Raw genomic sequence first — 21,208 nt, forward strand, 5'->3', positions numbered from 1 at the left:
CCGATAAGTAGCCTTCTTACACACCTTCCAATCTTTCGGGCGCATCACCGATATTTCTGATTATTTGTGTTGTATTATATGTACTAAATCCTCTTTTCGGAAGGCAAAGGCCGATTTCTAGTATGTTAAGGAGAAATCGGCTGTTTTTTTAAAAATTGTTCCCAGTGCAGCGCTTGAGTTAGCGCCGTTTGCTCAATTAATGCAATCTCCAGCAAACCCAGAATACATGAAGCCATGCTCCCAGCTATTCCTTTGAAACGGTTTGGAACCCCTGAATTATTACAAAAATCCAACGAATTTAGTTTTATGAATGAACAGAGCTGAGAAATGACAACTTAAGAAAGTAGTATACATCACAATTTCCAAAGGAGGATATCTGTTATGGCTCACCAGAAGAAAAGGAAAGAAGCAGCCTGGAAGTCACGAAAGCAAGAACAGCATCCCCATGGTAAAGTCAAATCGCTCAAGGAGCTGTCCAGCGAATAGGAGTGAGGATTATACTGCTTGGAAGAGAAGGACTGTCGGTGAAATTCACCGGCAGCCTTCTTTTTGCAATAATTTCGCTTACATAAAGAATTACCTTAATGCTGCAACTGGATTTACTAACAACCATCTAGCTATTGCTTGTAAGCTTTTCAGATTGCGGACCTCATTAGGATGAAAACACCGATACAGCGTTCTACCATAGAGAGTATCTTCTTAAATTCGTTTTTCTGAAGGTTGTCAGTTCCGGCTAAAAATTGAAGCATCTCCTGTCCAGGAGATGCTTCTTCTACGTTATGATTGGGTAATCTGAGATAAGCTGATTTATCAGGATACGATTGAATTCAGGAGACCCTGCTTCACCTGATCCGACAGTGGCATAAGTGGCAGACGCAATTGCTCGGCGGCAATAATCTCTTGCTGGGTAAGCCACCACTTGATCGCGGCCGGGGCTGGCTCTGCAAATACATGCTGGATCACCGGTTCCAGTAGCATGAAACTGTCTCGCGACCCGTTCATGTCGCCAGCCACAAAACGTTGGTATATATCCACATACTCCTGGATATTGAGATGAGCGGATGCAAGCATACCACCGGCAGCTCCCTGGCATAGCATGGCATGGAAATAGGCATCCTCTCCGCAGAGGACAGGCTTGGTCTCGTACTGGGTCAATTTTAAAAGCAGATCAAGACCGCCCGTGCTGTCCTTGAGCCCAATTACGCCATCCAGGTCCAGCACTTTGCGTATTGTATCTATTGTCATGCGACTGCCCGTGCGAACCGGAATCTCATATACAAGCACAGGCAGGCCTACACGAGATACGACACGGAAATGCTCCAAGATTCCTTCCTGCGTCGGCCGGTTGTAATACGGAGTGACCACCATGGCTGCATCCGCTCCTAATTCAGCCGCCATTTCCGTCCGATGCACCGTTGAATAAGTGTCGTTCGTTCCCGTGCCAATGACGATCGGAATGTTTTTGTTCATGCTCTTCAAAACATCCTGCGTCACCTGAACCATTTGCTTCACTTCATCCCAGGATACGGTTGGCGACTCTCCTGTCGTACCGTTAACGACCAGACCCTGGATGTCATGGCCTGCAAGATAGGTAACATACTTCCGGTACGAATCGATGTCCAACTTATAGTCACGCGTAAAAGGTGTAATCAGCGGTATGAAAATCCCATGAATATGTTGTTCGTTCATCATCATCAGTTATCCCTTCCCGTTGAATTAAATCTAATGTAACATAGGAGACAGCATCAGAGTTATCTATAATAAACGATGATTCTAATCAAAATTTCCGATGGGGTGGCCAGATTGGATTTCATTTATCTTCAAACATTTCGGGAAGTTGCCATTCGTGAAAGCTTTACAAGAGCAGCAGAAGTGCTCGGTTACGCACAATCCAGCGTCACGACCCAGATTCAAAAGCTGGAGAAAACGTATCAAGTCAAATTGTTCGAGCGTTACAGCAATAACAAGATTCGTCTTACCTCCGCCGGGGAAGAGCTATTCAAGCTTGCCGGACAAATGCTGGAGCTTTTTGAGCAATCGAAAGAAAAATTGGCTAAGCAGGGTGGGGGCTCCATGACGATCGGTACTATGGATTCCATCGCTTCGTATTTTCTGCCGCCGTATATGCAGGCGACTCGCAAAGAATACCCTGATCTGAACATACGATTGCATACGGATCGCGAAGAGATGATTTTGCACCAGGTCAGGGAAGGGGAGGCCGATGTCGGGCTGATCCTCGCGGACGATTCAAGCAATCCAGCCTTGCAGTGGATTACGATTCGAGAAGAACCGCTTGTGCTGATTGTCCATCCAAACCATCCGCTTATCGCTAAAGAGCGAATCAGCCTGGATGATCTGGTAGATGCGGAGTGGATTATGCCCGAGCATACGTGCAACTACAGACAACTGTTGGAGAGAGTGCTTCGAGCAAATGGAATCACCTATCGCGTGTGCCTGGAGCTGGGTAATCCGGAAGCGATCAAACGGAGCATCAAAACTGGAGAGGGTATATCCATTCTACCTCTAATGGCTGCGCTGGAGGAGATTGAACGGGAAGAGCTAAAGGTGTTACCCTTTGAGCATGCCGAGCTCAAGCTGGAAATTCAGCTTGTTCTTCATCCCAAGAAGTGGGTGTCCAATGCATTGAGCTTTTTTATGGAGAGCATGAGAATGTAGATTTACCTCCACATCCAAATTAATATACAGTACGAGCGCTTCCTAGTGGATACCAGAAGCGCTCACAGTTTAACGTGCCGAAAAGGATGAGAACTTAGAATGAAAAGAGAAAGCAAAGTTTATTCAAATCATCCACGTATTTTTTTGAAAAATAAGCAATCCATATTTGCATTCAAAACTTGACAGCAAGTAATTTTTTCACTAAATTAAATGCATGCGCATGTTTTTTAATTTGGTAATGTGCTAAACCATTCGGTTACTTAATATTTAATTAGAACAAGATGTCAATGCAGAAGTTCAGTCATTGGTGAATTTCACCATAGACCATTTGGGCCGTGCAGATACATTAATTAATTGCGCAGGCTGCTGCGGAGAATATCACCTATGGCAGTATCCCTCGTAAGGATGTAGCCCGTGCCATTGTGGCAGCTTTAGATGTGAAGAACACATACAAGCGAGCTTTTGATCTGATTACTGGTGACGATTCAGTTGTTGATGCATTGCAAAAAATCTGAAGATGAGGACCAACGAGTAAATGGCGTATTTACTTTGAAGTTTTGAAATCATACCTAAAGTTGACAAATGAAACAAACATGTTAATATATATGCGTGTGCATGCATTTGATTGATGTATTTCATAATATACCTCAGAGAGGAGTCTTTCTCACATGAAAGATTTATTTAGTCCCTATACAATTAAAGGTTTGGAATTGAAAAATCGCGTAGTTATGCCTCCAATGTGCCAATATTCGGTTGACAAAAAGGATGGGGTCGCCACAGATTGGCATTATATACACTACGTTAGCCGAGCGGTAGGCGGAGCTGGTTTTATCATGATTGAAATGACAGATGTAGAGCCGGATGGTCGTATCTCCGATTTTGATCTTGGTTTATGGTCAGATGAGCAGATTCCTGCTCTCAAACGGATTGTAGATGCTTGTCACAGCTACGGTGCCAAAGTGGGAATCCAGATCGCGCATGCCGGACGCAAGGCGGAAGATGCTGAAGTTCCTGTAGCGCCATCTGCCATTGCATTTGATGAAAATTCAAAACAACCTCGCGCGCTTACAACAGAAGAGGTTAAAGGACTAGTTGAGAAATTTCGTGCTGCTGTAGCTCGCGCTGTCAAGGCTGGATTCGACACCATTGAAATTCATGGTGCACATGGCTATTTGATTCATCAATTTCATTCGCCGCTTACGAACAAACGGGAAGATAGATACGGTAAAGACCTTACCCTTTTTGGTCGGGAGATCATTCAGGCAGCGAAGGGCGAAATGCCGGAAGATATGCCGCTCTTGATGCGTATTTCTGCCAAAGAATACGTAGATGGTGGATATGGTATTAAGGAAAGCATTGCTTTTGCCAAGGAATATCAAAAGGCAGGAGTAGATATGTTTGATATTTCATCTGGCGGTGAGGGACCTATAGCTGCATGGGGCAGACCAGGAACTCACGCAGCATATCAAGTCCCCTTGGCAAAAGAAATCAAAGAAGCTCTGGATATTCCGGTGATGGCCGTTGGAAGACTAGAAGATCCAATTTTGGCGAATGCAGTTATCGGAAATGAAGAGGCCGATCTGGTTGCTGTGGGTAGAGGGATGTTGAGAAATCCTTATTGGTCACTGGAAGCCGCTTCAAAATTGAAAAAAGAAACTGCAATCCCTACACAGTATACTACAGGGTTCTAAGATCGACTGTATGCATTATTGGTTGATCCTGCTTGGGTCAGCAAAATTCGGGGCGGAAGATTGGACGATTTAATTTTGTAGAACTAAAAAATAGTGCTGAAAAATCGATTAGGTGTTGCACCTATGACACGCACGAGTGCTTCTCCAGAAGGCTTTGCAACGGATCAAATGGCACAATACTATGCTTCATTTGCACATGGCGGATTTGGTTTGATTATTGTTGAGGGAACCTATACAGATGAGCTGTTTAGTCAGTGTTATTTCAACCAGCCCGGGATGGCCACTGACGAACAGGCTAAATCGTGGGAAAAGGTGGTGGAAGCTGTTCATAAGGCTGGCGGAGCAATTATTGTTCAGTTAGAACACGCGAGTGCTTTATCTCAAGGTAACCGATTCGAATCAAATATATTGGCTCCATCAGCAGTGCAACCACAAGGAGGCAACTTGCGTTTTATGGCGGTGAAGGAGCTTTTCCGATGCCTGTGGAAGCAACGAAGAAAGATATTGAAAACGTAATTCAGGGATTTGTGAATGCTGCTGTTCGTGCCAAATCAGCTGGATTTGACGGCGTAGAAATTTACGGTGCAAATGGTTATTTACTGGATGAGTTTCTTACGGACTATACAAACCAGGGAACGGATGAATACGGAGGTTCCCTCAGCAATCGTGTTCGTTTATTGGTTGAGGTATCGAGTGCAGTTCGGCAAGCCGTAGGAGAAAACTTTATAGTTGGGATTCGAATCTCCCAAGGGAAAGTAAATGATTATGAGCATAAGTGGGCTGGTAAAGAAGAAGAGGCAAAAGTGATTTCCAACAGTTAGGACAGTCGGGGCTTGATTATATCCATGTCACGGAATATGAGGCTTGGCAACCAGCCTTTCCAGACAGTAGTAGACAATCTCTTGCTGAGCTTGCCAAGAAGTATGGAAACATTACAGTGATGGCTAATGGACACCTGGAAGACCCATCTAAAGCAAGTCAGATGGTCGAAAATTGTACAGCCGATATTATTACTTTGGGCAAAGGAGCTCTTGCTAATCATAATTGGCCTGTCAAAGTTAAAAATGATGAACTGCTAGCTATATTTGACCAGGAAAAGATTTTAAGACCGAATGCAACAATAAAGGATTTTGAATTGGTCGATTAAGAAAAAAGTACGTCCTTTAGACCTTCTGTAAAGTACTCTATCAAGGTACTCTACAAAAGGTCTAATTGAATGAACTCTGCGATCACGGAGAGCATGGAAGAAGGTTTGCAATTGTGGAGGGAGAAGTGCGTAAGATTGCCGAATATGCCCCGAAAGTTACGTTAGCTGGTTGTTGTGACTGATACGTTTCCTGATATGATAAACAACGAGCAGGATTAACGGGAAAGCGATGGCATGGGTAAAATCCCAATCTACCCAGTAGGCTGGGATCTCCTTGACGTAGAAAATAATATTTTTTGCAATCAGATGCGACAGTCCGTAAATCAGAAATGCCACTGGAAAGATCAATGGCCGATAGGATTTTAGCTTTAGTAGCTGAGCTGTCCCCAAAACAAATGCGTAAAAGAAAAGCGCTGTTTTGAAATAGGTGCTAATGATCCACGTGGTGGCCATTAAAGCCTCAATCCGCTGCAAAAAATTAGCAATGTTGATTCTCTGGGCAAGAATATAGGCAGCGTAAAATTCGTGTTCTGAGAAATATGCCCCGAGTACTGTTAGGGAGAGAAACAAAATGAGGTTGAGTCCAACAGCTCCGATCAACAAAGAAATGAATATATTGCGGCTCGTATTGCTTTGTTTTTGGACATAGGGATACACCATGAAGAACACGCACATTTCTCCAAAGGGATAAAATACACCGAACATAATGGTGTGCAGCATGTCAGGAAACGATGTATTCAAAATAGGATGGATACGCTCCATCTTGACATCGGGGAACAGGAGAACGATTAGGCAAATCAGAAAAAACGCAAAGAAAGGAAAAAAAATCTGGGCTGCTCTGCCCAGCGTTTCAAGACCCAGCCGCAAGCCATACACCAACAGAAAAATCGCCATGAAGCGAATGACCCCGCCGGGTGTCCCTTCGTAAATCTGTGTGCACATGAAATCTTCGATTTCTCTGATATAGGTGGAGGCTGCAATCAGGAAAAAGAATAAATAACTCAACGCTACAGCTCCACCCACCCATTTTCCTAATACTTGTAATGAAAGCTCAATAATCGTTTTAGTTGGATCAATATTTGATGTAGATATCATCAGCTTTACGCATGCAAGTCCTAGCGGAATACTAATCAAGGCGGCAATCCACGCATCCTCGTGGGCTCCGGTTGCCATTGCTGCAGGATACACAAGTGCCATTTCCCCGATTAGCGAGAAAAGTCCAAGTAACATCATTTGAGCCGTACTGATCCGGTCTTTTTCAAGATTCATGAGATTCCTCCAAATCTGCTGCAAACTGCCCCTCAAGTTTTCTTTTGTCATTTCCTTTAGTATGTGATTTTATAACATAATTATTAATTGATAGTCGAAAAGGAATGTTAAGGGGATAATTATCAAGTTCTTCTGTCATACTATTTGTAGTTTGCTCACGGAATGCGGAGGTTGTGAGATGAAGGATACAATTACTGGCACATTATCACACCGCTTGGAGGACAATTTGGTGCAGTTGGTTCAACTGCTCGGGACAAGCACCGATTTGATCACTAAAAAGCTGGAATTGGATGAGTCTACGCATATCGCTTTGCTTTATATTGATGGTCTTGTGGATACACAGGTTCTGCATAACTCCATATTATTTTCGCTTCAGGAACGTTGTACCCCTGACCAAATGAGAGATCTTGATGCTAATCAGAAGATTGAGCTTTTGCGAAAACGTATGCTGATTGCGGGGGATCTATCCGTCACGCATGACCTTGGGCAATTTGTTCATGAGCTGTTATCCGGTAATATCATGGTGCTGGTTGACGGAACATCCAGCGCCCTACGGATCGGACTGCCTGGATGGGAGGACCGGAATGTAGGCGAACCAAGCTCACAATCAGTTGTACGTGGGCCGATGGAAGGGTTCACGGAAAATATGCGGACAAACACGGCGCTGATTCGAAGGAAAATTAAAGATAGCCAGCTATGGCTAGAAACCTTCCAAATTGGTAAGGTGACTCAAACCAGTGTATCCATTATGTATCTCGCCAACATCGCTAATCCTGACCTGGTGCAGGAGGTGAAGCGCAGATTGGCCAAAATAGATACGGACAGTATCCTGGAGAGCGGATATATTGAGGAGTTTATTCAAGATACGGCTGCTACGCCGTTCCCCACGATCTATAACAGCGACCGGCCGGATACTATCGCAGCGGGAATCCTGGAAGGCAAAGTGGCGATTCTTGTGGATGGAACCCCCTTTGTCCTGTTGGTGCCTACCTTTTTTGTCGCTTTTTTTCAATCTGCCGAAGATTATTATCAGCGGGCCGATATTGCCACCTTGCTACGGTTCATCCGTTTTCTTTCCTTTTTCATTACGTTGCTTGCGCCTTCATTTTATGTGGCGGTTACGACCTATCATCAGGAGATGATCCCTACCAATCTGGTTATCAGCCTTGCCGCACAGAGAGAAAGCGTTCCTTTTCCTGCATTTGTGGAGGCAGTACTCATGGAATTAACGTATGAGATTTTGCGGGAGGCGGGAGTGAGGATTCCAAAAAATATAGGGCAGGCGATATCCATTGTTGGAACACTTGTAATAGGACAGGCGGCGGTTGCCGCGGGCTTTATCTCATCAGCAATGGTTATCATTGTATCCATTACGGCCATATCCAGTTTTGTGATACCAGAGACGGGCATGTCGATCGCTGCAAGAATCATTCGCTTTGTTCTTATCGGACTAGCTGGCTTTATTGGACTATACGGAATACTATTCGGTATCTTTTTAATCGTGCTGCATTTGGCGAGTCTGCGTTCTTTTGGCATGCCCTATATGAGTCCGATCGGTCCATACCGTTCAAATGATCTGAAGGATTCCATCTTCCGCTTTACCTGGCCGCGTTTAAAGACAAGGCCGGCAGAAAGTATGATTCAAAATCTTGACCGTCAAAGCACAACCAAGCAAAAGGAGTCGGCAGATGAGCCCAAAAAACCGTAAAACTGTTTCGCGACTGCTGCTTACCCTTTTGGTCCCTATGCTGCTCAGCGGGTGCTGGGAAAGACAGGAGTTAAATGAAATGGCCTTTGTGCTGGGAATGGGGCTAGATAAGGCTGAATCTGGCTATAAGGTTACACTGCAGGTGGTTATTCCTTCAGCAATTGCCTCGCAGGCGGCGGGAGGGACGGGAGGTGCAGGGGTGCCAGTGATTGTATCTACCTTTACGGTCCCAACGATTTATGAAGCCCAGCGCAAGTCCAGTCTGGAAAGTGCGAGAGCTGGCTACTATGGGCATATCCGTATACTGGTGATTGGAGAGGAGCTTGCCCGGGCCGGAATTAGCGAGGCACTTGATATGCTGAAGCGGAGCCGAGAGCCGCGTAATGATTTCTATGCCATGGTCGCCAAAGACACCACTGCCGAAGATGTTCTGAAGGTCCTTACCCCGCTAGAGAGATTACCGGCAAGTAAATTATATAATTCCCTGGACAAATCTTATAAGACATCGGGCAAAACAGTCGCTGTTTCTTTGAACCAATTTATTGAAGATTTGTTGTACGAGGGGAAGAATCCGGTGCTAACTGGAGTGAAGATGTCAGGCAGTGTTAGTGAGGGCGAAAAGAAGAGCAATGTGGAAGATAGCTCGCCCACAGCCAAATTACAGTACAGTAATATAGCTGTATTTCGGAAGGATAAGATGATCGGGTGGTTAAGCGATAACGAGACGATTGGCTACAATTATATCACCAATAACGTTGTCAAAAGCTCAGGTCCTGTAATAGGAGACGACGGACGGCCCATCGTCATTGAAGCACTTCATACAGACACCAAACGTAAAGTCAAGATGATTGACGGTGAACCACATATTTACATCCATGTAAAGGCCCTGTGTAATGTTGAAGAGGTAATGAGCAAAGATAATCTGGAAGCAGAGCGCGTGATTACAGGGCTGGAAAGGAAATCGGAAGAACGAATTATCTTGCGGATGAAAACTGCAGTTAAGCAAATTAATGAGCGCTATAATGTGGATATTATGGGCTTTGGACAGTTGATCTACCGTGCCAACCCCCAAGCTTGGGCTAGGCTACAACAGAAAAAAGGGGACAATTACCTAAAATCGCTACCTATCCATTACAAAGCCAGCGTGTCGATTAACCGAATTGGTATTACAGACAAATCTTTTATTGAAGATATCAAGGAGTGAGCGCAATGGTGTTACTGCTTTTTCTGGCAACAGCAGCGGTTTGTGCGGTCATCGATGTGCCTTTGCTGACACGAGGAAGCAGGCGCCGTGACCTTCTGGTCTGGGGCTTGTTTTGGATCACGGGCATTGGTGTAGTGGTCTGCTCCTTGTACAAAATCAATGTGCCGAGCCCATTGCTTCTGGTCATGATGATCTATAAACCGGTTAACAATCTGTTTACATCCTGGTTTTATTAGGTTGTAAGGAAATTCACCTTTTGTACCTCGGAAAGCGCTCCGTTCCTAATAGTTTGATCTTGTTGATATCATGGGTCACAGTTGAGTGGCGGGAGATGGTTGCTTGAACAGCGAAATGCTGCTATCAGAAATGCTTTTAAAAATAGTAGTATCTTTGATTTTAATGGTAGAAGTGAATGTTGGTAAAAGCAGCAGCAGTCTAAGACTTTATTTTTCAAGTCCTAGTGAGCTGCTGCTTTACTTTTAGAAGCAGTCTCTTACATATCCCCGATAAGTGAGAAAAGCCCAAGTAATATTATTTGAGCCGTACTGATCCGGTCCTTTTCAAGATTCATGAGATTTCTCCATATCTGCTGCAAACTGCTCCTCAAGTTTTCTTTGGTCATTTCCATTGGACTTTTGTGTAGAAAAATTGGTAAAAATACAAGCTGGTTACGAAGGTTTTTTTGTATTCCATATTTTCTCTAATTGACTTTGTAACCCGACATTATTATTATCTTATACTATAAGATTAATTATCTCATACTATAAGGTATTAGGGAGAAGGTGTTGTGACCATTGGATTATAAAGCATTAGCGAAAGAACTATTCGAGTATATCGTCAAATCGCGGAAACCAGCATTAGAGGAACGAGGGCACTTTTCACGTGGCGAAATGGGGATTCTCATTTGTCTGAATTTCAATAAGGACGGGGTTACCTCTGGCCACTTGAGCGAATACTTGTCCGTTAGTACGGGACGGGTGGCAACGGCACTGAAGAGCCTGGAGAAGAAAGGACTAGTTGTACGGCGTACTGATGTCAACGACAAACGTAAAGTGATTGTATTCATTACGGATTCAGGTAAGCAATTTATGATTGATAGGTATAATGAAGGAATCGCATGGACCGAGAATGTTCTTCGAAAGTTAGACGAAGAAGATGCCAAAGAACTGATCCGACTCATTAAGCTTATTGTCTCTAGAAGCTGAATTTCTATGCAGAGCAGGATGCACTATACTTCACCAAACATCAAAGACTATCAGATAAAAGGAGAGCAACAGAATGCTAAAGATATTCAAATATCTCAAGAAAAATGAATGGATGCTTGTGGTTTGCAGCCTAGCCTTCATCGTTGTGCAGGTATGGCTTGATCTGAAGCTACCTGATTATATGGCGGAAATTACGACCAAGCTGCAAACGGAAGGAACGCCTGTGTCCGAACTGCTGATTCCCGGCAGTTACATGTTGTTTTGTGCCGTCGGCAGTATGATTGCATCTATTATTGTGGGATATTTCGCGGCAAAGGTGGCTGCAGGGCTGGCTATGCGTCTGCGTGCGATGGTCTTTGACAAGACCTTATCCTTTTCAATGGAAGAGATGAATAACTTTTCGACGGCAAGCCTCATTACCCGCTCCACGAACGATGTTACGCAGATTCAAACGGTGGTTGCGCTGGGGCTGCAGGTGATCATCAAGGCACCGATTCTGGCCGTGTGGGCCATTGTGAAGATTGCGGATAAAAACTGGCAGTGGACCGCCTCCACAGGAGCGGCCGTGGCTGCTCTGATCCTGATGCTAAGTGTCATTGTTGTTTTCGCTCTTCCAAGTTTCCAGAGAATCCAGCGTCTCACCGATAATCTGAACAGGGTAACACGTGAGCATCTGATCGGACTTCGGGTAGTACGCGCTTATAATGCAGATCAGTATCAGCAGGAGAAGTTCGAGCAGGCTAACGTCGAGTTGACGAATACAAACCTGTTTGCGAACCGTTTAATGACGATGATTGGCCCAGGTATGACCTTTATTATGTCAGGTCTGAGTGTCTCTATCTATTGGATCGGCGCTTACCTGATTAACGGGGCGGCCGTACCAGACCGCATCACGTTGTTCTCCAATATGGTCGTATTCTCCTCTTATGCAATGCAGGTGGTTATGGCCTTTATGATGGTAAGTATGATATTCATCCTGATGCCTCGCGCCTCAATCTCTGCCAAACGGATCATGGAGGTTTTGAATACCGAATCCAGCATCGTTAATGGGCATGAGACGACTGGAGAAGAGAGCGTTATGGGGCAAGTGGAATTCCGTAATGTCAGCTTCAAATATCCGGACGCGGAGGAGGCCGTGCTTCGCAACATCAGCTTCACGGCGAAACGAGGCGAGACGGTTGCCTTTATTGGCGCTACAGGCAGTGGCAAAACCAGCGTGATCAATCTGATTCCCCGTTTCTATGATGTGACCGAGGGAGAGGTACTCGTGGACGGTGTGAATGTCAGGAACTATAATCAGCAGGCACTCCATAACAAAATCGGGTATGTTCCTCAGAGAGCTGTACTGTTCAACGGTACGGTGATATCCAACGTTTCGTACGGTGATAACGGAAGAGCAGGAGCTTCGGAGAAACTTGTCAAAGAAGCCGTTGGTATTGCTCAAGGAACGGAGTTTGTCGAAAAAATGGATGGTCAATATCAGGGTAGAATTTCGCAAGGTGGAGCGAACGTGTCCGGTGGTCAAAAGCAACGGCTGTCCATTGCGCGTGCCATCTACCGTCAGCCTGAAATTTATATTTTCGATGATTCCTTCTCGGCACTAGACTACAGAACAGACCGGATTCTGCGCTCCGCTCTCAAAAAAGAAACCGGCGACGCTACGACACTTATCGTTGGTCAGCGCATAGGTACGATCAAAGACGCTGATCGGATTATCGTGCTGGACCAGGGAGAGATTGTAGGGAGCGGCACGCATGAAGAGCTGATGACGAACTGCAGCACCTATCAGGAGATCGCATTTTCGCAGCTTTCGAAGGAGGAACTCATACATGGATAAGAATGAACACACCGTCGACAGCCAGCAAATGAAAATGAATCAGGGAGGTCCCATGGGTAAAGGCCCTGCGGGGGGCAAGGGTGCTGGTGAAAAAGCGAATAATTTTAAAAAGACCATCAGCCAGCTTGTATCCTACAGCAAGGCCTATGTGCCTATGATTGTACTAGCTATGGTACTGGCCCTGGTCGGCTCCACCCTCAACGTGATTGGCCCGGATAAGCTCAGTGATATTGCCAACCTGATTCAGGAAGGAATCGTAACCGGGATTGATGTAAGTGCTGTTCAGAAGATTGTTCTTGTATTGGCGCTTTTATATGGATTTGGTCTTATCTTTAACTATTTCCAGGGCTTCATTACAGCAACCGTCTCACAGCGTCTTACAAAGAAGATGCGGACAGAGCTGTCTCGAAAAATCGATCATATGCCTTTGAAGTATTTTGACTCTACGAGTTACGGTAATGTGCTTAGCCGCGTAACCAACGATGTCGATACCATCGGACAAACGTTAAACAACAGTCTCGGCACGCTTGTCGGTGCACTGGCTACCTTCGTGGGCGCCTTGATTATGATGCTTTATACAAACTGGATCATGACCATTACCGGAATTGTAGCTACGCTGATCGGCTTTTGCCTGATGAGCGTGATTATGAAGCATTCACAGAAATACTTTGTAGCACAGCAAGCGGAGCTTGGCCAGATCAACGGTCATATCGAAGAAACCTATGCTGGTCATAACGTAGTCAAGGTATATAACGGGGAACAAGCAGCCAAGGAAGTGTTTCATGGCATTAACAGCCGCCTATATACAAATGCATGGAAGTCCCAGTTCATGTCTGGTCTGATGATGCCAGTCATGATGTTCATTGGAAATTTTGGTTATGTCGCGGTTTGTGTCGTGGGAGCTTTGCTGGTCAACCAACAGACTATAACTATCGGAACTATTGTCGCCTTCATGGTGTATATTCGTCTGTTTACACAGCCCTTGTCGCAGCTGGCACAGGCCGCAACCAATCTGCAGTCGGCGGCTGCCGCCAGTGAACGTGTATTCGAATTTCTGGGTGAAGAAGAATTGGCAGATGAGCGTCACAAGACCATAAAGATGGACACCGCCAAAGGGGATGTCGAATTCAAACATGTCCGTTTCGGCTATAATACAGATCGTATGATTATCAAGGACTTCTCCATGAAAGCTGAAGCTGGTCAGAAAATTGCCATTGTTGGTCCGACAGGTGCTGGTAAGACCACGCTCGTGAATTTGCTCATGCGGTTTTATGAGCTGAACGATGGAGAAATCTACATTGACGGAACCCCGATCAGCCAATTAACGCGTGAGAATATTCATGAATTATTCTGTATGGTGCTTCAGGATACCTGGCTGTTCGAAGGAACGATTCGTGACAATATCGTCTTTTCCAAAGATCATGTTACCGATGAGCAGGTGGAAGCTGCTAGTAGAGCGGTGGGGCTGCACAGCTTCATTAAAACACTGCCGCAGGGCTATGATACAGTGCTGGACGACAAAGCCAATCTCTCCGCCGGTCAAAAGCAATTGATTACCATTGCAAGAGCGATGATTGAAGATTCACCCATGCTCATTCTGGATGAGGCCACAAGCTCGGTTGATACGCGTACGGAATTGCTGATTCAACAAGCGATGGACCAGCTGACTGTGGGGAAAACCTCCTTTGTGATTGCTCACCGACTTTCGACGATCAAGAATGCGGATCTGATTCTGGTCATGAAGGATGGTGACATTATCGAAATGGGTAACCATGAGGAATTGCTGGCTAAAGGCGGCTTCTATGCTGATCTATACAACAGTCAGTTTGAACATGCATCCTAAAAGTAACTGCTTGAAAACATAATAAATATCCATATAGTTCCATCAGCATTGACATCAGCATGTGGACATTATAAGGTATGAAAGCCAGAATTTCTTAATCATAATTGTGGAGGCAGATCAATGAACCAGCGTTTTCGAATCACCCGTTCCATGCAGGAAAGTCCGGTGGAGCAATCTATTTCCCTGGAGGAGTGCAAAGATTACTTTGCATCCCAGCCAGACTTTTCGTATTCACGAGTGCTTATCATACAAGGTGCTGAGAGCACCATGTCGATCGAGGGAGATTTTTTCATGTGGAAGTATGCTGACGTAGAAATACCTTTTCGCCATTACATGGGGGATGTGTATGTGGCTATTTCCGATGAGGCTGTCGTGCCTAAGATGATTGAAATTGCAACAGATTTGCAAGCAGATGTGGTGGATGGGTGAAGAACTATTCACTATTTTTATTCTGCTGAAGGTTATTGACTTCGTAGTGTATCTTTACAGCAATGGACAGTGCTGATTTCTGAATGCTGACATCAAGTTACATAGATGTCAGCATTTTTTGTTAACCACGCAACTGCAGTGGACATAGTAAAGCTACAAAATGATAGACTTCACCCGCTGATTGCCTCTTATTAGCAGATGTGAGGAAAACGGAGGACCTGATATGTCAATATACTGGGAAGAACAATCCATAACCACAAAATAAATATTCATTGGCTGGATGCTAAGAGACTTAACAGCTGGATCAACGAAAGGGGAGTTGACGGTAAACCCCCAGGATGTGGACCAGGCAGCGAACAATCCGATTACGTCCTACAGCAATATTGCGTATACACTTCGCTTTTATGCAGGAACACATTTTCAGTCGCTCAGGAGTTATGACGGTAAAGAATATGAAGCTATTGTAAATGGCTTAGATACCACGATATTCTCTGATGAATATATCAAGTATGGTGAGTTTACAGGTAGTTTTGTTGGCTTGACCTGTGCCGATCGTGTTAAACATCAACAATATGCTGATTTTGATTTTTTCGAATATAACGTTGATGAAATGAATGAATAAATAAGTATTATTAGTTACCAAATGGTTACTATAGAACATTAAGGTGCCTACTTCACAAAAAACACGAGCGTACTTATTATGAATTTGAAAACCTAAGTTAAATTAATATCGTAACTTTGAAGTCTTTAGTTATCAATTATGATATTGATGTGAGGGAGATTTACTGATCAAGCAGGAACCTTTTACTTCAATGGTGATGGGCACGAAACGAAAAGGATAAAAAATTTTGAAAGGAATTTGAGAATGACAATTGAAGCGAATAAACAACAGATGCACCGGTTTACAGAGTTTATAAATACGGCTAGCGTAAAGCAAGCAGAAGAACTTATTGCCCCAGATGCGATTTTCTATGTCCCAGCACGGGAAGATGCGATGAAGGGACCGGATGGATATCTTGCAATTATCCAAATGATGCGAACTGGCTTCCCTGATATCCAATGGACACTGAAGGAGATGGTTGCTGAAGGCGATAAGGTGGCTGCGCGATTCATTATGCGAGGTACGCACCAAGGCAGTTTCTTCGGTTTTCCTCCAACAGGGAAAACCATCGAGGTTCAAGCGATGAATTTTTATCGATTCTCTGGTGGACAAATTGTAGAAGAATATGGTCAACCCGATATGCTTGGATTACTTCAACAAATTGGCGCTGTTCCAAGTTCGTAGAGGTTCATTTCAATACGACCACTGTTTGTGCTGTGAACATTCGTACTTTGTTATGAAATATAAATAAAATAATGCCTGAGCCTTTGAATGTAGCTATACGCATCAAGACATCAATTCATTCGAGGCTCTCTCTTAAAATCTCTAATCCTCTTCTTAATTCCTCTAAAGAACTAGTGGATGAAAGCGCTACTCTTAGATAATTTTCTTCTGCATTCCCACCGCTCAGAAATCGATTGGAATGAAATACACGAACCCCTTTTTCCAGAAAAAAACCTTCAGAATAAGCTTCGTGCATAACTTTTGGTAAACGTAGCCATCGATAAAAACTCAGTGGATGTCCCCCGTGGAGAGTATTTGGGAAGAATTCAGCAAATAACTGGTTGGCTGTCTCGGCCAATTGTTTTTTCTTCGTAACAATCATATTTGCTTTTCCTGACAGAATCAGCTCAGTTACGATCTCTGCGTCCAAAGAGGATGTTTTGACGTTGACGTTGTATATGGCCTTCATCATTGTGTCTTTGAATGCTTCGTTAAACACGATATAGGCCACTCGAAGACCTGAGCAGATGGATTTGGCGGTGCTACAAATATAAACCGTTTGTTCAGGAAGCAGCTGATACATCGGCTGACCATAATGATCTATAATGTTCGCTGACAAAAAGGCATGAATGTCGTCCTCAATCAGGATCAAATGATGTTTTTGAATGACCTGAGCTAATTCTTTTTTTCGCTTTTCCGGAATTATAATGGTCGTGGGATTAGCGCAGGAAGGCATTAAAAACACACCATGTAAATTCGATTGAGAACATTGGTCTTCCAGAGCTTCAGGTAACATACCATACTCATCCCCTGAAATGGGAACTAGTTTGATACGAAACATTTTGGAGACTTCAATAAAATTGGCATACGTATACTGGTCAACCGCAATTCGGTCCCCGGGTTCAAACAGTGCTAAGAGTGTAATAGCTAATGCATTTTGGGCTCCTGAAACGATCGCCATATGTTCAGTATCGGCCTGGATGCCAAAAGCCTTCATCCAATTGAGAGCAGCCATTTTATGATGCGGGATACCTGCAGGATCATTGTAATTCAATAGCTGTTCCAAATAACTTTTCTCTACCACGTGCTTTAAGGCCTCAGTAACCAGATCATTGGTTTGCTCAAATGAGGCAACAAAACCAAGGTCAATATGTACGTTTGAGGATGGATCTTTTGAAATGGTGACCGACCGAGCCGCGTTGGCTGAAACAAAGGTACCGTTTCCGGTCACACCATGAATTAATCCTTTAAGCTCGCAAAGCTTGTATGCGCGTGTAATCGTTGTGAAGTTCACATCCAAAAAATCGGCCAGCTCCCGCTGAGGGGGAAGTTTTGTACCCGGAGCCAAAAAGCCATGTCTGATGTCATGTTCCAGCAATAGGGCGAGAGAGCGATAAAGCGGTCGTTGCAATCTATCCCTGTCAGGTTTCCACGACATCGGATAATGTTCAAACGAATTAAATGGCATAGCACACCTCACAATATTGTAATCCATACAATTGTATCATTGATTGTATGGATTTACATTGCTAAACTAACGAAGAAATGTAATCTTGTCAAGGAGATGTAGCAACGATGATACACAGAAGTAAGCTTCAATTGGCCTTTAAATCAGCTTTCCCTTCCACACTTCCCATACTGGCTGGATTCTTGTTTCTAGGGATTGCCTACGGCATTCTTATGAATATATCTGGCTTTGGTGCGGGGTATGCGATCCTTATGGCCCTATTTATTTTTGCCGGATCCATGGAATTTGTTGCAGTGCATTTACTGCTCGGTCCGTTCAATCCACTAGGTGCCTTGCTAATGGCCTTAATGGTGAACGCCCGGCATTTATTTTATGGCATATCCATGCTTGAAAAATACAGAGGCACCGGATTCAAAAAATTCTATCTAATTTTTGGACTATGTGATGAATCGTTTTCAATTAATTACACAGCAAACATCCCCAAAGAAGTCGACAAGGGATGGTATATGTTTTTCGTAACCCTGCTTAATCATAGCTACTGGGTATTTGGCGCTGCCATTGGTGGATTTTTCGGATCTCTGGTGCGCATTAATATGGAGGGGCTTGAGTTTGTGATGACGGCGCTCTTTGTTGTGATCTTTATTGAACAATGGATGAAAGAGAGCACACATCATAGTGCATTGTTGGGTTTGGGAATTTCGATCCTTTGCCTGCTTATTTTTAATAGCGAAAATTTCATCGTTCCATCTATGATAGGTCTTCTTATCGTGCTCTCCTTCATGAGAAAATCACTAGATAGAATGACAGGTGAGAGACACGATGTCCATGACTTTGTTTGAAAACATCACAACGATAGGAATGGTCGTCTTGGGAACGATAATGACCCGATTTATTCCATTTATTTTGTTCCCTTCGGGACGTCCCACACCTAAATATGTACAGTATCTCGGCAAAGTGCTTCCCTCGGCAGCTTTAGGACTGCTGGTCATTTACAGTGTTAAGGATGTCACTTTTTTCTCTGGGTCTCATGGTGTGGCCGAATTGATTTCCATTGTCGTCATTATTATGCTGCATCTCTGGAGAAGAAACATGCTGATATCCATCGCTGGCGGTACACTGCTCTATATGTTCCTGGTCCAATTTATATTCTAAAAGTTGATCATCTCCGTTGTTGCAGGTTAGCTATTGAAACTTTACACAAAATAGTTGGAGTGACCATCAGTTGCACGAACAATAACCAAGAGGACTAATGTTAACCTTAGTCCTCCGTTGTTTTTAAAATATTCAAAGGCTTGTCATTCTCGTCCTCAAAACACTTAATCGGGCTCAGTTTTTTAAGAATCCTTCATGTTACGAGGAATTTCCTCATTGAGCTTATGATATTCCAAACCCCACGTTTCCATAACATTAATGATGGGTCTTAAAGTATTCCCTAAATCACTCAAGCTGTATTCGACTCTAGGTGGTACTTCGGCATACACGGTTCGAATGACGATACCATCCTCTTCCATAGACCGCAAATTTTCTGTTAGAACTTTTTGACTGATTTCTGGAATACTTTTACGAAGTTCACCAAAACGTTTGGTTCCTTTCAAAAGGTCTCTCATTATTAGCAACTTCCATTTATTTCCTATAAGTCCAACCGTTGTCGCCACCGGACAAAGAGGCAACTCTTTTTTTGTAATCATTCGGTCTAATCCTCCAATAGTTACTTTTTGGTTCCTATCTAATAAAAAGGTGCCTACTTTCAAAACGATTATATTGCTTATATTATAAAGCGGTCGAGGAAAAAGCAAATTAAACGAAAGGTGGAGAAACCTTGAATGACAGCTTATGGATGCAATTAACAGCCTACTTTTCAAATAACATGCATGTTTTTTTAGCAACTGGGAAAGAGCATATAATAATAAGTTTACTAGCTTTACTCTGCTCTGCCTCCGTTGGAATTGTGTTGGGTTACGTAACCTGTAAGTACAAACGAACAGAGAAATGGATCGTATCCTTGTTCCAAGTTCTAAGAATTATGCCTAGTTTAGCTGTTCTACTCCTTCTAATCCCTATTATGGGGACGGGAACAAAACCAGCTTTAATTGCCCTGGTACTGTTGGGAATTCCTCCTATATTAATGAATATGATAGCCGGTTTAGAGTCTGTTCCCTCTTTTTTGCTTGAAGCTGCTCATGGAGTGGGTATGTCAGAACAACAGGTAATGTGGCGAGTCAAATTCCCATTAGCTGCGCCAATTATTCTGACAGGGATTAAAATAGCTGCCATTGAGGTCATTGCAAGTGCTACCCTGGCTGCCAAAATAGGAGCGGGTGGATTAGGGGAAATCATCTTTACTGGTTTAGGACTTAATCGAGTGGATTTACTTTTGATTGGTGGGTTTTCGGTGGGAATTTTAGCAATTACAGTCGGGGTAATGCTTGATATGTCCGAGCGTATTTTGTTTAAATATAGATTTTTGAAAAGGTAGGTAAAAGATATGTCTAGAAACAAGAGAAAACTGTATTTTTCAATTTCAATTTTTCTTGTATTGTCGCTCATTTTAAGTGCATGTGGTGATAAAACAGAAAATGCTGAAGATAAAGCAGCAACGATACGGATCGGTACGAAAGATTTTACTGAGAATTTGATTGTGGGTGAACTTTACGCTTTGGCTTTAGAGGGTGCGGGATATAAGGTAGAGCGAGTACCCAATATTGCGGGCTCCGTTATCCATTCATCTATTGTTAACAACGATATCGATATGTATCCAGAATATACAGGTACCGGTTTATTATCCATATTGAAAGTAGATATGCTCACTGATCCTGACACGGTTTATAAGAAAGTTAAGGGAGAATATAAAAAGCAATTTAAAATTACTTGGCTAGATTACTCTAAAGCAAATGATGGAGCAGGACTTGTTATTCGTTCGGAAGTTTCTAAAAATCTAGGAATTACTACAATTACTGATCTACAAAAACATGTAAGTAAGCTTCGATTCGCCTCACAAGGAGAAGTTGACCAACGTGCAGACGGAATTCCAGCTCTAGAGAAAGTGTATGGTAAGTTCAATTGGAAGTCATCTAAAGTATATGATAACAGCTTGAAATATGAAGTGCTTAAAAACAATGAAGCGGATGTTGCCCCAGCTTACACAACAGAAGGGCAACTAGTTAATAAAGATCAGTTCACACTGTTGAAAGATGACAAACAAGTATGGCCTCCGTATAACTTGGCTCCTGTTGTTCGTGATAATGTGCTGGATACAAATCCAGAGATAGCTGAGGTTATTAATAAGGTGAGTGCGGCGCTGGATACGGAAACGGTAACCGCCTTGAATGCAAAAGTGGACGTGGATAAAAAAGAATATGAAGATGTGGCAAAAGAATTTTATGACTCAATTAAATGAGTGTGGGGGA

At 43.5% G+C, this 21,208-nt stretch carries 24 protein-coding genes; 20 read left to right on the forward strand and 4 right to left on the reverse strand.

Annotated elements, in window-relative coordinates; translation table 11 throughout:
• Positions 1-381: 381 nt before the first annotated feature.
• Positions 382-486: a DUF6254 family protein gene (locus JOE49_RS26390; protein WP_023988604.1), complete on the forward strand. Its 105-nt coding sequence runs from the start codon at positions 382-384 to the stop codon at positions 484-486.
• A gap of 324 nt (positions 487-810) precedes the next feature.
• On the opposite strand, the gene dapA is transcribed toward JOE49_RS26390, so the two are convergent.
• Positions 811-1,692, reverse strand: coding sequence for a 4-hydroxy-tetrahydrodipicolinate synthase (gene dapA / locus JOE49_RS17840; protein WP_076160507.1), 882 nt, complete (start codon positions 1,690-1,692; stop codon positions 811-813).
• A 102-nt stretch (positions 1,693-1,794) separates the two neighbouring features.
• Here dapA and JOE49_RS17845 point away from each other — a divergent pair, with 102 nt between their 5' ends.
• The 5 genes from JOE49_RS17845 (at position 1,795) to JOE49_RS26825 (ending at position 5,514) form a co-directional block, all read left to right on the forward strand.
• On the forward strand, positions 1,795-2,676 hold the full coding sequence (locus tag JOE49_RS17845; protein WP_481856249.1) for a LysR family transcriptional regulator: 882 nt from the start codon (positions 1,795-1,797) through the stop codon (positions 2,674-2,676).
• A 668-nt stretch (positions 2,677-3,344) separates the two neighbouring features.
• Positions 3,345-4,367, forward strand: coding sequence for an NADH:flavin oxidoreductase/NADH oxidase (locus tag JOE49_RS17850; protein WP_202404301.1), 1,023 nt, complete (start codon positions 3,345-3,347; stop codon positions 4,365-4,367).
• Between the two features lie 123 nt (positions 4,368-4,490).
• Positions 4,491-4,883, forward strand: a complete 393-nt coding sequence (locus JOE49_RS26815) for an oxidoreductase (RefSeq protein ID WP_237449179.1) — start codon at positions 4,491-4,493, stop codon at positions 4,881-4,883.
• Entirely contained in the window at positions 4,844-5,188 is a 345-nt protein-coding gene (locus tag JOE49_RS26820) for an oxidoreductase (protein WP_348635865.1), read from the forward strand. Before JOE49_RS26815 ends, JOE49_RS26820 begins: the two co-directional genes overlap by 40 nt.
• A 20-nt stretch (positions 5,189-5,208) precedes the next feature.
• Positions 5,209-5,514: a beta/alpha barrel domain-containing protein gene (locus JOE49_RS26825; RefSeq protein ID WP_319640947.1), complete on the forward strand. Its 306-nt coding sequence runs from the start codon at positions 5,209-5,211 to the stop codon at positions 5,512-5,514.
• A 156-nt stretch (positions 5,515-5,670) separates the two neighbouring features.
• On the opposite strand, the gene JOE49_RS17860 is transcribed toward JOE49_RS26825, so the two are convergent.
• Positions 5,671-6,783 carry a GerAB/ArcD/ProY family transporter gene (locus tag JOE49_RS17860; RefSeq protein WP_023988609.1) on the reverse strand — a complete coding sequence of 371 codons (1,113 nt, stop codon included), beginning with the start codon at positions 6,781-6,783 and terminating at the stop codon, positions 5,671-5,673.
• A gap of 178 nt (positions 6,784-6,961) precedes the next feature.
• Between JOE49_RS17860 and JOE49_RS17865 the strand changes: the two genes are divergently transcribed.
• The 10 genes from JOE49_RS17865 (at position 6,962) to JOE49_RS17910 (ending at position 16,294) form a co-directional block, all read left to right on the forward strand.
• Positions 6,962-8,491, forward strand: coding sequence for a spore germination protein (locus JOE49_RS17865; RefSeq protein WP_028541285.1), 1,530 nt, complete (start codon positions 6,962-6,964; stop codon positions 8,489-8,491).
• The gene (locus tag JOE49_RS17870; RefSeq protein ID WP_209942241.1) at positions 8,472-9,695 is read left to right on the forward strand and encodes a Ger(x)C family spore germination protein; all 1,224 of its coding nucleotides are present in this window, start codon (positions 8,472-8,474) and stop codon (positions 9,693-9,695) included. Before JOE49_RS17865 ends, JOE49_RS17870 begins: the two co-directional genes overlap by 20 nt.
• Positions 9,696-9,700: 5 nt before the next feature.
• Positions 9,701-9,931 carry a hypothetical protein gene (locus JOE49_RS17875; RefSeq protein ID WP_023988612.1) on the forward strand — a complete coding sequence of 77 codons (231 nt, stop codon included), beginning with the start codon at positions 9,701-9,703 and terminating at the stop codon, positions 9,929-9,931.
• Positions 9,932-10,034: 103 nt separating this feature from the next.
• Positions 10,035-10,178, forward strand: coding sequence for a hypothetical protein (locus tag JOE49_RS17880; protein WP_160790025.1), 144 nt, complete (start codon positions 10,035-10,037; stop codon positions 10,176-10,178).
• 311 nt (positions 10,179-10,489) lie between these two features.
• Entirely contained in the window at positions 10,490-10,900 is a 411-nt protein-coding gene (locus JOE49_RS17885; protein ID WP_160790024.1) for a MarR family winged helix-turn-helix transcriptional regulator, read from the forward strand.
• Positions 10,901-10,973: 73 nt separating this feature from the next.
• Positions 10,974-12,737 carry an ABC transporter ATP-binding protein gene (locus JOE49_RS17890; protein ID WP_209942243.1) on the forward strand — a complete coding sequence of 588 codons (1,764 nt, stop codon included), beginning with the start codon at positions 10,974-10,976 and terminating at the stop codon, positions 12,735-12,737.
• The gene (locus JOE49_RS17895) at positions 12,730-14,580 is read left to right on the forward strand and encodes an ABC transporter ATP-binding protein (protein ID WP_023988615.1); all 1,851 of its coding nucleotides are present in this window, start codon (positions 12,730-12,732) and stop codon (positions 14,578-14,580) included. The genes JOE49_RS17890 and JOE49_RS17895 overlap by 8 nt, the downstream gene beginning before the upstream one ends.
• A gap of 120 nt (positions 14,581-14,700) precedes the next feature.
• A complete protein-coding gene (locus JOE49_RS17900; RefSeq protein WP_025723019.1) occupies positions 14,701-15,009 on the forward strand; it encodes a hypothetical protein in 309 nt (102 codons plus the stop codon).
• Between the two features lie 319 nt (positions 15,010-15,328).
• Positions 15,329-15,631 (forward strand): beta-xylosidase family glycoside hydrolase, encoded by a 303-nt coding sequence (locus JOE49_RS17905; protein WP_237449120.1) that lies wholly within the window; start codon positions 15,329-15,331, stop codon positions 15,629-15,631.
• Between the two features lie 243 nt (positions 15,632-15,874).
• On the forward strand, positions 15,875-16,294 hold the full coding sequence (locus JOE49_RS17910; RefSeq protein WP_160790193.1) for an ester cyclase: 420 nt from the start codon (positions 15,875-15,877) through the stop codon (positions 16,292-16,294).
• A gap of 115 nt (positions 16,295-16,409) precedes the next feature.
• Here JOE49_RS17910 and JOE49_RS17915 read toward each other — a convergent pair whose 3' ends face one another.
• A complete protein-coding gene (locus JOE49_RS17915) occupies positions 16,410-17,801 on the reverse strand; it encodes an aminotransferase-like domain-containing protein (protein ID WP_160790194.1) in 1,392 nt (463 codons plus the stop codon).
• Positions 17,802-17,908: 107 nt separating this feature from the next.
• Between JOE49_RS17915 and azlC the strand changes: the two genes are divergently transcribed.
• Both azlC and JOE49_RS17925 read left to right on the forward strand, forming a co-directional pair.
• Positions 17,909-18,640 carry an azaleucine resistance protein AzlC gene (gene azlC / locus JOE49_RS17920; protein WP_160790906.1) on the forward strand — a complete coding sequence of 244 codons (732 nt, stop codon included), beginning with the start codon at positions 17,909-17,911 and terminating at the stop codon, positions 18,638-18,640.
• Positions 18,621-18,953 (forward strand): branched-chain amino acid transporter permease, encoded by a 333-nt coding sequence (locus tag JOE49_RS17925; protein WP_023988622.1) that lies wholly within the window; start codon positions 18,621-18,623, stop codon positions 18,951-18,953. Before azlC ends, JOE49_RS17925 begins: the two co-directional genes overlap by 20 nt.
• A 182-nt stretch (positions 18,954-19,135) precedes the next feature.
• Here the strand turns inward: JOE49_RS17925 and JOE49_RS17930 are convergent, their stop codons facing one another.
• Entirely contained in the window at positions 19,136-19,489 is a 354-nt protein-coding gene (locus JOE49_RS17930) for a winged helix-turn-helix transcriptional regulator (protein WP_023988623.1), read from the reverse strand.
• Positions 19,490-19,620: 131 nt separating this feature from the next.
• Between JOE49_RS17930 and JOE49_RS17935 the strand changes: the two genes are divergently transcribed.
• Entirely contained in the window at positions 19,621-20,277 is a 657-nt protein-coding gene (locus JOE49_RS17935; RefSeq protein WP_209942245.1) for an ABC transporter permease, read from the forward strand.
• Positions 20,278-20,286: 9 nt separating this feature from the next.
• Positions 20,287-21,198 carry a glycine betaine ABC transporter substrate-binding protein gene (locus JOE49_RS17940; protein ID WP_209942247.1) on the forward strand — a complete coding sequence of 304 codons (912 nt, stop codon included), beginning with the start codon at positions 20,287-20,289 and terminating at the stop codon, positions 21,196-21,198.
• Positions 21,199-21,208 lie beyond the last annotated feature (10 nt).

It is taken from the genome of Paenibacillus sp. PvR133 (assembly GCF_017833155.1).
GTDB classification, from domain to species: domain Bacteria; phylum Bacillota; class Bacilli; order Paenibacillales; family Paenibacillaceae; genus Paenibacillus; species Paenibacillus polymyxa_B.

Bases quoted from the DNA above. Each gene is read 5' to 3' on its own strand.
- JOE49_RS26390 (WP_023988604.1), top strand. From the start codon at position 382: ATGGCTCACCAGAAGAAAAGGAAAGAAGCAGCCTGGAAGTCACGAAAG.
- dapA (WP_076160507.1), bottom strand. From the start codon at position 1,692: ATGATGAACGAACAACATATTCATGGGATTTTCATACCGCTGATTACA.
- JOE49_RS17850 (WP_202404301.1), top strand. From the start codon at position 3,345: ATGAAAGATTTATTTAGTCCCTATACAATTAAAGGTTTGGAATTGAAA.
- JOE49_RS26815 (WP_237449179.1), top strand. From the start codon at position 4,491: ATGACACGCACGAGTGCTTCTCCAGAAGGCTTTGCAACGGATCAAATG.
- JOE49_RS26820 (WP_348635865.1), top strand. From the start codon at position 4,844: ATGCCTGTGGAAGCAACGAAGAAAGATATTGAAAACGTAATTCAGGGA.
- JOE49_RS17860 (WP_023988609.1), bottom strand. From the start codon at position 6,783: ATGAATCTTGAAAAAGACCGGATCAGTACGGCTCAAATGATGTTACTT.
- JOE49_RS17865 (WP_028541285.1), top strand. From the start codon at position 6,962: ATGAAGGATACAATTACTGGCACATTATCACACCGCTTGGAGGACAAT.
- JOE49_RS17870 (WP_209942241.1), top strand. From the start codon at position 8,472: ATGAGCCCAAAAAACCGTAAAACTGTTTCGCGACTGCTGCTTACCCTT.
- JOE49_RS17875 (WP_023988612.1), top strand. From the start codon at position 9,701: ATGGTGTTACTGCTTTTTCTGGCAACAGCAGCGGTTTGTGCGGTCATC.
- JOE49_RS17890 (WP_209942243.1), top strand. From the start codon at position 10,974: ATGCTAAAGATATTCAAATATCTCAAGAAAAATGAATGGATGCTTGTG.
- JOE49_RS17895 (WP_023988615.1), top strand. From the start codon at position 12,730: ATGGATAAGAATGAACACACCGTCGACAGCCAGCAAATGAAAATGAAT.
- JOE49_RS17900 (WP_025723019.1), top strand. From the start codon at position 14,701: ATGAACCAGCGTTTTCGAATCACCCGTTCCATGCAGGAAAGTCCGGTG.
- JOE49_RS17910 (WP_160790193.1), top strand. From the start codon at position 15,875: ATGACAATTGAAGCGAATAAACAACAGATGCACCGGTTTACAGAGTTT.
- JOE49_RS17915 (WP_160790194.1), bottom strand. From the start codon at position 17,801: ATGCCATTTAATTCGTTTGAACATTATCCGATGTCGTGGAAACCTGAC.
- azlC (WP_160790906.1), top strand. From the start codon at position 17,909: ATGATACACAGAAGTAAGCTTCAATTGGCCTTTAAATCAGCTTTCCCT.
- JOE49_RS17925 (WP_023988622.1), top strand. From the start codon at position 18,621: ATGTCCATGACTTTGTTTGAAAACATCACAACGATAGGAATGGTCGTC.
- JOE49_RS17930 (WP_023988623.1), bottom strand. From the start codon at position 19,489: ATGATTACAAAAAAAGAGTTGCCTCTTTGTCCGGTGGCGACAACGGTT.
- JOE49_RS17940 (WP_209942247.1), top strand. From the start codon at position 20,287: ATGTCTAGAAACAAGAGAAAACTGTATTTTTCAATTTCAATTTTTCTT.